12 protein-coding genes are annotated in these 9,799 nt (G+C 64.8%); 9 read left to right on the top strand and 3 right to left on the bottom strand.

The window, feature by feature from the left end; all coding sequences use genetic code 11:
- Nucleotides 1-9: 9 nt before the first annotated feature.
- The 7 genes from HAH_RS08705 to HAH_RS08675 all read left to right on the top strand — a co-directional run bounded on the left by HAH_RS08705 (nt 10) and on the right by HAH_RS08675 (nt 4,718).
- Nucleotides 10-669, top strand: a complete 660-nt coding sequence (locus HAH_RS08705; RefSeq protein WP_023843304.1) for a helix-turn-helix domain-containing protein — start codon at nt 10-12, stop codon at nt 667-669.
- An 85-nt stretch (nt 670-754) separates the two neighbouring features.
- Nucleotides 755-1,420 (top strand): HD domain-containing protein, encoded by a 666-nt coding sequence (locus HAH_RS08700; RefSeq protein ID WP_014040594.1) that lies wholly within the window; start codon nt 755-757, stop codon nt 1,418-1,420.
- A 148-nt stretch (nt 1,421-1,568) separates the two neighbouring features.
- Entirely contained in the window at nt 1,569-1,886 is a 318-nt protein-coding gene (locus HAH_RS08695) for a DUF5783 family protein (RefSeq protein WP_014040593.1), read from the top strand.
- A 138-nt stretch (nt 1,887-2,024) separates the two neighbouring features.
- Nucleotides 2,025-2,543 carry a TRAM domain-containing protein gene (locus HAH_RS08690; RefSeq protein ID WP_014040592.1) on the top strand — a complete coding sequence of 173 codons (519 nt, stop codon included), beginning with the start codon at nt 2,025-2,027 and terminating at the stop codon, nt 2,541-2,543.
- 116 nt (nt 2,544-2,659) lie between these two features.
- Complete coding sequence (locus tag HAH_RS08685) at nt 2,660-3,268, top strand: MogA/MoaB family molybdenum cofactor biosynthesis protein (RefSeq protein ID WP_014040591.1); 609 nt, start codon at nt 2,660-2,662, stop codon at nt 3,266-3,268.
- A gap of 76 nt (nt 3,269-3,344) precedes the next feature.
- Nucleotides 3,345-3,818 carry a cyclic pyranopterin monophosphate synthase MoaC gene (gene moaC, locus HAH_RS08680; protein ID WP_014040590.1) on the top strand — a complete coding sequence of 158 codons (474 nt, stop codon included), beginning with the start codon at nt 3,345-3,347 and terminating at the stop codon, nt 3,816-3,818.
- A 72-nt stretch (nt 3,819-3,890) separates the two neighbouring features.
- On the top strand, nt 3,891-4,718 hold the full coding sequence (locus HAH_RS08675) for a molybdopterin synthase (protein WP_014040589.1): 828 nt from the start codon (nt 3,891-3,893) through the stop codon (nt 4,716-4,718).
- Between the two features lie 31 nt (nt 4,719-4,749).
- Here HAH_RS08675 and HAH_RS08670 read toward each other — a convergent pair whose 3' ends face one another.
- The gene (locus HAH_RS08670; protein ID WP_014040588.1) at nt 4,750-5,550 is read right to left on the bottom strand and encodes an ABC transporter permease; all 801 of its coding nucleotides are present in this window, start codon (nt 5,548-5,550) and stop codon (nt 4,750-4,752) included.
- The gene (locus tag HAH_RS08665; RefSeq protein WP_014040587.1) at nt 5,525-6,406 is read right to left on the bottom strand and encodes an extracellular solute-binding protein; all 882 of its coding nucleotides are present in this window, start codon (nt 6,404-6,406) and stop codon (nt 5,525-5,527) included. The genes HAH_RS08670 and HAH_RS08665 overlap by 26 nt, the downstream gene beginning before the upstream one ends.
- A 118-nt stretch (nt 6,407-6,524) precedes the next feature.
- Between HAH_RS08665 and thiC the strand changes: the two genes are divergently transcribed.
- Together thiC and HAH_RS08655 are read left to right on the top strand one after the other, a co-directional pair.
- The gene (gene thiC / locus HAH_RS08660; RefSeq protein ID WP_014040586.1) at nt 6,525-7,967 is read left to right on the top strand and encodes a phosphomethylpyrimidine synthase ThiC; all 1,443 of its coding nucleotides are present in this window, start codon (nt 6,525-6,527) and stop codon (nt 7,965-7,967) included.
- 297 nt (nt 7,968-8,264) lie between these two features.
- Nucleotides 8,265-9,089, top strand: coding sequence for a hypothetical protein (locus HAH_RS08655; protein WP_014040585.1), 825 nt, complete (start codon nt 8,265-8,267; stop codon nt 9,087-9,089).
- Between the two features lie 19 nt (nt 9,090-9,108).
- Here the strand turns inward: HAH_RS08655 and HAH_RS08650 are convergent, their stop codons facing one another.
- The gene (locus tag HAH_RS08650; RefSeq protein ID WP_044951872.1) at nt 9,109-9,678 is read right to left on the bottom strand and encodes an NUDIX hydrolase; all 570 of its coding nucleotides are present in this window, start codon (nt 9,676-9,678) and stop codon (nt 9,109-9,111) included.
- Between the last annotated feature and the right edge of the window lie 121 nt (nt 9,679-9,799).

Raw genomic sequence — 9,799 nt, 5'->3', positions numbered from 1 at the left:
CTACCGTGTATGTCGGGCCGAATGCTCGCCGAGGTCGAAGTGTTCGGTCCTCGGTCCTGTCAAGTACAGCCACACGCTGACGAGGAGTGGTCAGTGTCGTCGGTCTCTCGGAGCGCAACGAGTGGCGATGCCGACCGCGTTCTCGAAGAGTTCACGCTCAAGGGCGGTGATGACCACCCGGGAGCGCTACAGAGCGAACTCCCGAATGTGGACCATGTCTTCGCTTACGACCAGCGACACGTCTTCCAGGTGTCCCGGGCGGCCGAACAGGGTTGTGTCTGTGAACGTATCGAAGCGGCCGGCTGTGTCGTCCAGAAGTTCACGGCGGATACCGAATCCATCGTTGTCACGTTTCTCGTCGACGATATGCCGACTCTGCGGGATATCGTTGCCGACCTCCAGTCGGAAGGCGAGACCGTCAAACTACGGCGGCTACTCGAAGACACGTCCACGGAGACGGATCAGCCGGTCGTGCTCGACCGCGCGAAACTGACCAATCGCCAGCGCGAGGTGCTGAGCCAGGCCCACCAGATGGGGTACTTCGAGCATCCGCGCGATGCGACTGCCGGCGACGTGGCCGAAGCGCTTGACATCTCCACCTCGACGTTCACCGAACATCTCGCCGCCGCCCAGCGGAAACTCCTCGACGACTTGCTTGACTCCCACTGAGTGGGACCGCTCCGCTTCATGTCAGCGATACAGAGGCATTTCACAGCAGTTATTCCAGCCGGCATGCGAGGTGCCACCGCCGCCAATGACACAGGAACTTGGTCCCCTCGCTCGAACACTGTCGGTCCCGTACTACGAAGACGCCCTCCCAGCGCACGACCAGTTTCACGCCAAGCGAGTCCGAGACGTCGCGCTTCGGCTCGCGGGGCACTGCGACGGCTCGGTCGACCGGGATGTCCTTGCCGCGTCGGCGTGGCTCCACGATATTGGTCGGCCCCGGGAGCGGGCCGGTGAAATCGATGACCACGACGAATGGGCCACGGCGGAAGCCGCGCAACTACTCGCGGCCGAAGACGTGAAGCCCGACCGAATCGACCGTGTCAAACACTGTATCCGAGCACACAGTATCCGCGCGAGTTCTCCGGAGCCGAGAACGCTGGAGGCGAAACTCCTCTTCGATGCGGACAAACTGGACGCTGCCGGGGCACGCGGACTCGTCCGACTGGCCTGTATCGTCGGCGAGCGATCTGGGCGGACGGGTAAGAAATACGCTGTCATCGATGACACGTCAGATACTGACCTCGAATCGTCGGATCATCCGGATATCACGCTGCTTCGGGAATGGGCCCGAGAACGTCTAGATATGCTGTACACCCACCCCGGCCGCCGTCTCGGTCGGACTCGTCGGGAATTCATGGACGAGTTTTTCACTCGATTCGACGGTGAAATCGGGGGTACGCGGGAGTGGTAAGCGGCGTCCGGTCGTGACCGATAGACCCTCGACCGGCGGAGCCCGAATCCGACCGCATTGATGTCGACTGACGCTGCAGCGGTTTCGGCTGGGAACTCCATCTCTGAGGCACGGAACCCTTTACCCTCGCCCCGGCGACACTGCATCTATGACCGAGTTCGACGCCGAGAAGTTCGACGAGAAGTACGTCCACTACTTCGAGGAGCTCGAAACGGCGTATTCGAACGCGTACCAGGAGCTACACGGGCAGTACGATTCCGAGGTCCTTCGCGGGATCGACCGGCAGATTCTCAGCGAGAGCGAGCCGGTGTACGAGGGGGACGGGACGTTCAGCATCCGGCTGCCCGACGACACTGCGGCGCGTGCACAGTCTCTCCCGGGCGACGAAGCGACGTTCGACACAGTGCTGTCGGCGTTCACCGACGCCATCGAGCGCGAGCTCTGTCGGCTGTTCGAGTTCGAGTAACCCCGAGTTCTGCCCGACGGATCGCTCGATAGCGGGCGTGCACAGCCTGTCTGTCACCCCTTCCAGCAGTGCTCGGCCCGACGGATCGAAAACACCAGAATCAATGCAGTTCCGGTGCTAGCTGAACCAATTATACTAATGGCGACCGATTCAGATCTTCACTGTCTCTTTACGGCTTCCGTCGAGGAGCAGAACGACTCGTACGTGGTCGAGATTCCGAAACAAGAAGTCGAACTGGGAACGCTGGCCCCCGAGACGCTGTACCGGATTGCACTGTTCCAGTCGGCGGCTTCGGCACCCACTCCCCAGTCACAGTCTCATTCCAGTCCCGAGCCTCGGTCTAATTCCCAATCGGAGCCCGAGCCTCAGTCCAATTCCCAATCCAAGTCTGAGACCCAGTCCGATTCCCGGTCCGACGGGCGGAGCAGGGAACCGGAGTTCGCACCGTCGTCCCCGCCAGTTGCCGAGGGTGAAACGCGCGTGGTCGAGATCGAAAACATCGGCGACAAAGGCGACGGGGTCGCGCGTATCGACGGCGGGTACGTCGTCATCGTCTCTGACGCAGATGTCGGGGAGCGTCTCCGCGTCGAGATGGATCAGGTCCGCGAGAACGTGGCCTTCGCGGAGGTCGTCGAGCGCCTGCCGTACTACGAGTAAGCCGCTGACCTCTCGGCCCCAGACCTGGCTTGGCGCGGTGCCGGGGCCGCCGTCCGACCGCCGGTCACCGGCCAAACAGCCGAGGGTATATTTCTCCGCCGACTGTCGTTTCGGGTATGGGACACGACCATGACGAGGCAGCCAGCGACAGCGAGGCGGGCCACGAACACGCAGAGCACGGCCATGACAGTGACCACGACCACAGTCATGGAGAGCACGACTACGACGCCCACGACGACCATCACGCCCACGACGCCGAAGGGGTTGAAATAGGGGTCCTCACGGTCTCGACCTCGCGAACGCTGGACGACGACCCTGCCGGCAACATCATCGCCGCGGCCTGCGAGGACGCGGGCCACGAAATCGCCGAGCGCCGCCTCGTCGCGGACGAGATGGACGCTATCGAAGACGCTGTCGCCGCCCTGCTAGATGACGGCGTCGACGTGGTTCTGACGACCGGCGGGACCGGCCTCACGCCCGACGACGTGACCGTCGACGCCATCGAACCGTTGTTCGACCGGCCGGTTCCCGGCTTCGGGGAACTGTTCCGCTGGCTCTCATACGAGGAGGTCGGGCCGATGGCGATGGCGTCGCGAGCGACCGCCGGCGTCGTCGATGACCGACTGGTGTTTTGCCTGCCCGGGAGCGAGAACGCTGCCCGAACGGGCGCGGAGAAACTCGTCGCGCCAGCCGTGGGTCACCTGCTCGGCCTCGTCCGTCGGTAACGCGGCCCCGCACGGTTCCGCCGGTACGCGGACCCGCACCCGCACGGTTTTGGGCCGGCGTCGGCTACAGGGAGGCATGCCCGAGGAGTTCACGCACGTCGACGAGGACGGGGACGCACAGATGGTGGATGTGGGAGACAAGGCCGAGAGCCAGCGCCGCGCGGTCGCACGCGGACAAATTCGGCTCACCGAGTCCACGCTGGCGGCCATCGACGCCGACGAGGTGGAGAAAGGCGACGTGCTGACGACGGCCCGCATCGGCGCGATTCAGGCGGTCAAGCACACCTGGGAGACAGTGCCGATGTGCCACCAGATTCCTATCACGAACGTCGAAGTCGAGTTCACCGTCGGCGACGCGGCCGTCGAAATCACCGTTGCCGTCGAGACGGTCGGCAAGACCGGCTGCGAGATGGAGGCGCTGGAGGGCGTGACGACCGGCCTCAACGTCGTGTGGGACATGGTGAAGGCAAACGAGAAAGACGAGGACGGCGAGTACCCCGCGACGGCCATCGAAGACATCCGCGTGGTCGAGAAGACCGTCGACCGGTGAGCACGGCTACTGGCGACGGATTCGGGGCTGCCATGAAAAAGGTCTATCTACGTCGCCCCGTTACCGGTGTGCATGCAAGTCCTCGGTATCGTCGGCCACTCCGAGTCGGGGAAGACCACGCTGGTCGAGCGGCTGACCCAGCGGCTCTCCGGGTCCGGACGCGTCGCGACGGTCAAACACTGCACGCACGCCCCGGACGTCGACACGGACGGAAAAGACACGGCTCGCCACCGCGACGCCGGCGCGGCCGAGACGGTCGCGCTCACCGACGACGGCGAGTGGTACGCGACGGGCGAATCCCGAACGCTCGATGAGACGCTGGACGCGCTCGCGCCCGATTACGACTACGCACTTGTCGAGGGATATTCGGACGCGAGCATCCCGAAGGTCGTTCTGGACGACCGCGAGGTCGCCGACCCCGTCGTGCATCGCGCACCCCACGGCGCGGACGCCGATCTCGACGACATCGTCGCGGCGATGGAGGAACGGGACCCCTACATCACGCTGGAGACGCTCGTAGCGGACGTAAAGCGGGATCCGGACGAAGTCTACTCCGGCGCAATTGCGACCTTCACCGGGCGCGTCCGCGCACAGGAGGGACCGGAGGACCAGCCGACGGAACTGCTTGAGTTCGAGCGCTACGACGAGGTCGCCACAGAGAAGATGGCCGCGCTCCGGCGGGACCTCGAAGCGCGGGACGGCGTCTACGCGGTTCGCCTGCACCACAAGACCGGGGTAGTCGACGCTGGCGAGGACATCGTCTTCGTGGTCATCCTGGCCGGCCACCGGGGCGAGGCGTTCCGTGCTGTCGAAGACGGCATCAACCGTCTCAAGGAGGAGGTGCCGCTGTTCAAGAAAGAGGTCACCGTCGACGAGGAGTTCTGGGCGCACGAGCGGTAAGTCGGCGGCGCGATTTTTACAACGCCGACCGTTATCGCCACGGTGTCGCCCGCAGCGCATGGACTATCAGCAGCGTCCCGAGCGCGACGCTCAGCAGGACCACTGCCACGGGAAGCGCCGCGTCCAGTCCGTCCGAGATGAACGAGGCCCAGATCTGGACCGGCAGCGTCCGCGGGTAGTACGCCAGCATCATCGTCGCGCCGAACTCGCCCATCGCGCGGGCGAAGGTCAGTACGAGGCCGGCGAGCAGGCCGGGCTTTGCGAGCGGCACCGTCACCGAGCGCATCGTCCCGACCCAGTCACGGCCCAGCGACCGGGAGGCCTCTTCGAGGTGGTCGTCGATGCCGTCGAAGGCGGCCTTGGCGGTGACGACGAAGAACGGCGACGCGACGAACGTCTGGGCGGCGACGACGCCCAGCAGCGACCGGGTCAGCGCCAGGTCGGTAAGGCCGCCGAGTCCGTTCGGGCCGACGACGGTCAACAGCAACATCCCGCTGACGATCGGTGGGAGGACGAGCGGCAGGACGACGACCCCCATCGCGGCGGTCGCCAGCATGCCAGTGTTCTTCGAGAGCCAGTAGGCCAACGGCAGGCCGAACACGACGGCGATGGTGGTACTGCCGAGCGCGGCGACGAGCGACGTGATTGCGGCGTTGATGACGTACGTCTCGGTCAGACTCGTCAGTAGCGCTGTCGGGGAGTACGTGAGCACGAGCACCATCACCGGGACGACGAAATACAGGAGCAGCACCGCTCCCAGGACGGGCACGAGTTCGCGCACGCCGACCGCGTGGCCGGCTCTGGTCTCACCGCGTGACAGTACTCGGGACATCTCCCACTAGCCGAGGATACGCCTGACGGACGGTAAATCCGTGTGGTGCGAGCCAGTCGCCGGACAGGACTGTTTCGAAGGCTGTACGCGTCGCTTCTTGCTCGTCACGGCGGACGGCTCCGTACTCGATTGGGTTGCCGGCGACTGCCGTGCCGTTTGGCAGTTCGTAGCTGGTGGTCCGATACCGCTCCGCGTGTGCGGGGTCGCCGAGGTGTATCTCCGGGGGGAACTCCCGAAACGGGTAGTCCCGCTCCATTGCCATGCTCCGGTAGACGAACGCGGCGTTGACGGCTCCCGTCTCGAACTGTGCGAGCAGTTGCGTTTCCGGATAGGTCTGGTCCGGCGAGAGAACCGCCTCAGCTAGGCCGGGTTCGTCGTAGTAGTCGGCTGCGAGGGCCAGCACGAACAGGGTTCGGTAGCCAAGCGGGTCGAGCGTCGGGTCGGTGCGGCCCAGTGAGACACTGTCCCCCCGGAGCGGGGCGTACCACGGGTCCGCCTCCGCGACGCGCGTCCCGCCGCCCGTCTGAGGGTTGTACGCCAACACCATCTCGTTGCTGGCGACCACAGCGTGCCAGGCGGTGTCCATGACCCGGTCGAACAGGGTCGGATCCGCCAGCGCGACGATAGCCGGGTCGCGCTTCCCGTCGGCGACCAGACGCGCGGCCTGAACAGAGCCGCGGGCTTCGACAGCGACCTCCACGTCTGTTTGGGTTTGTAGCGTCTCACTGGCCGCCTTTTGTAAACTCCCCGCGACCAGCACGTCCACCCGCTCCCGACCGAACGACCCACAGCCTGCCGTCGCGGCGATACCACTCCCCAGCGCCGTGAGTACTGCGCGGCGGGTCCGGCGGGCCATTGTTCGTCTATTTCCTGTTCGCGTACATCGGTGTTGGGGTCGGTCCCAGTATTGACAGGGTCTCTTTACCGCGACCGATCACCGCAGCTTTATAACCAAGTAGTATAACCTAGTGATTATGACGCAGCTAGCAGCGGCCCGGAACGGAACCGTCACCGAGGCGATGGCGCGAGTCGCAGAGCGCGAAGGTGTCGAACCGGAGTTCGTCCGGCAGCAAGTCGCCGATGGACAGGCGGTGATTCCCGCAAACGTCGGTCACGACTCACTGGACCCGATGATTATCGGCCGGGAGTTTGCGACGAAGGTCAACGCAAACATCGGCAACAGCGAGGAGACGAGCGACATCGAGGGCGAACTGGAGAAGCTCCACACCGCTGTCCACTATGGCGCGGACACGGTGATGGACCTCTCGACAGGGAATAACCTCGACGAGATACGGTCGGCCAACGTCCGGCATTCGCCGGTCCCCATCGGAACAGTTCCCATCTACGAGGCGGTCAAGCGCGCCAGCGACCCGAGCGAGATTACCCACGAACTGCTGCTCGACGTCATCGAGAAGCAAGCGAAGCAGGGCGTCGACTACATGACCATCCACGCCGGCGTCCGGATGGAACACCTGCCGCTGACCGACGGCCGGAAGACGGGCATCGTCTCCCGGGGCGGCTCTATCCTCGCCCAGTGGATCGAGGAGAACGGCATGGAGAACCCGCTGTACACGAAATTCGAGGCCATCTGCGAGATATTCCGCGAGTACGACGTGACCTTCAGCCTCGGCGATGGCCTCCGGCCGGGCTGTCTCGCCGACGCCGGCGACGACGCGCAGTTCGCCGAACTGGACACGCTCGGGGAACTCACGCGGACCGCCTGGGAGCACGACGTGCAGGTGATGGTCGAAGGGCCGGGCCACGTCCCGATGGATCAGGTCGCCGAGCAAGTCGAACGTCAGCAGGAGGTCTGTGACGGCGCGCCCTTCTACGTCCTCGGCCCGCTCGTGACCGACGTTGCGCCGGGATACGACCACATCACGAGCGCCATCGGCGCGACGGAGGCGGGCCGTGCTGGTGCGGCGATGCTCTGCTACGTCACGCCCAAAGAGCATCTCGGCCTCCCGGAGCAGTCCGACGTGCGGGACGGGCTTGCGGCCTATCGCATCGCCGCCCACGCCGCCGACGTGGCAAACGGGCGCGAGGGGGCGCGAGACTGGGACGACGCGCTCTCTGAAGCCCGGTACGCCTTCGACTGGCGCGAACAGTTCGACCTGGCGTTAGACCCCGACCGCGCCCGCGAGTACCACGACCAGACGCTCCCCGGTGACAACTACAAAGAGGCGCGCTTTTGCTCGATGTGCGGCGTTGAGTTCTGTTCGATGCGGATCGACCAGGACGCGCGAGAAGACGGCGACATGGAATCGATCGAGTCCGACGCTGACGACCGGACTCCCCTCGAAGACTCGTCAGCGGCAGCGGTAAACCGACCGCCGGTCGGTACCCACGACGGGGCCGATATCCCCGGCTCTGACGCCGATATGCCCGCTGATACAGAGGGGAGTGCTGACGATTAGCACGGCGGTAGTTCTTTATAATCGGTGTTCGTTTATTGAAACGATGTCAAAGAAAGTCATCGCCCTCGTCGCGGTCATGGCACTTGCCCTCGCGTACTACGTCAAGCGGTAAGGCTGCGCGAATCGACTGTATCGCCCTCTGAATCTACTGTCGGCCGCCCTGCCTACTGGTCCTCAACGGCGTCGTATGGGGTGGGGTATCCCGATGGCCGGCAGTATTCTCTCGGTCTCTGCGCTGTCAGCGACAGCGCCGTCGCTTTCCGAACTCTTACCCGGCGAACCGCCGTACCAGCGTGTATGTACGGCGTCGTCACCCGTAACGAGGAGGAGACGGAGTGGTCCGAGTTCGACCGGGCGTTCTACGAGGTCAAGGACGTGACCGGCCGCGCTGTCGAACCGATTGCCGGCGCGGTGAACATGGTGTCCTGTTTCGGCGACAACGCAGTCGAGAGCGAGGAGGACCTGCTCGCGTTCGACGACGAGGGGACACCGGCGACCCGGAACCAGCCGTACTTCGACTGGACGTACGTCTGCCCGACCCACGACCGCTACCGCGAAGGCCTGCTCGACATAATCGAGGAGGCAGCGGCCGTCAACGAGGACGTGCGCCTCGACGACGTGGGCTTCCCCCGGGACGAGTACTGTCACTGTGATCGCTGTGAGCAACGCTTTGCCGACAGCGAGTTCGAGGACTGGTCGGCCTGGCGCAGTAACGTCATCACGGAGTTCGTCGCCGAGGCTCGCGAGCGCGTGCCCGGCGAGATGTACCTCACGCTGTATCCCGACCCTTATCCCGGCCACCTCGAAGCCCGCTCCGGCGTCGCCGTCGACGACATCGCCGAGTTCGTCGACGAGTTCGTCGTCCCCATCTACGACATGGCGTACTCGACGACCTACTGGCTGGAGATTCTCGCAAAGGGCTGGCAGGACCGTCTCTCGACCCCGTTCAGCATCGAACTGTACGCCGTCGACGTGGACGTCGACGACCTCTCGAAGGCCGTCGAAGTGGCCGAAGAGTACGCCGAAACCGTGCTGTTCGGCTACGACGCCAGCAACGCTCGCGCGACCATCCGGCGGATGAACGCCGACGCTCGCGAAGGCCAGTCGTTCGGCCCGGAGTAACCCGTGCAGTTTCAGCGGATTACGCCCCGCCGCCGAACCGCCGCCCGCGCCACTGCAGAATCTCTTCGCGGTCGCGCGTATCGGCCGGCAGTTCGTCGAACCACCGGGCTTCACTGATTTCATGATCTGGGTCATTGACTGCGATGTCGGTCGTCTCCGCTCGCGCCTCGTACACCGGCAGCACGCCCCAGGCCATGTTCCCGTCACAGTAGAACTCGACCCGTCCGAGCAGCCCCAGTCCCTCGATGGCCGCTTCGATGCCGCTTTCCTCGCCTAACTCCCGCAGTGCGGCCTCCTGCAGGGATTCACCGGCATCGAGTTCGCCGCCGGGCAGTACCCACATGTCGACGCCCTCGTGGCGGACGAGCAGGAGTTCACCGGTGGGCCGGTAGGCGAGCGTGTGCGCCCCGTACGGTGCGCCGTGGTCCCGAGCGACAGCGGCCACGTCCCGGAACCGATTCCGCGGGACGTTACGGTGGCGCGTGAACTCGATGTAGCCGCTGTACTGCTCCCGGAGCTGGTGATACGTCTGCTCGGCGGTCTGACACGCCCCGTCGGAGAGGTACCACAGGTCGTCGACGCTCGTCATCTGTGTCCTATCTGTGTCTGACACCTCGACGAAACAACCGTCTTGACGGGGGAGAGCGGTGGACTGATCATGTCGATGGTTAGTCGAGAGAGTCCCATAACAGTTGTTGTGACGTATCGGC

This window comes from Haloarcula hispanica ATCC 33960 (genome assembly GCF_000223905.1).
GTDB lineage: Archaea > Halobacteriota > Halobacteria > Halobacteriales > Haloarculaceae > Haloarcula > Haloarcula hispanica.
The sequence above is the reverse complement of the archived record's forward strand: the minus strand, read 5'-3'. Positions and strand labels throughout refer to the sequence as shown.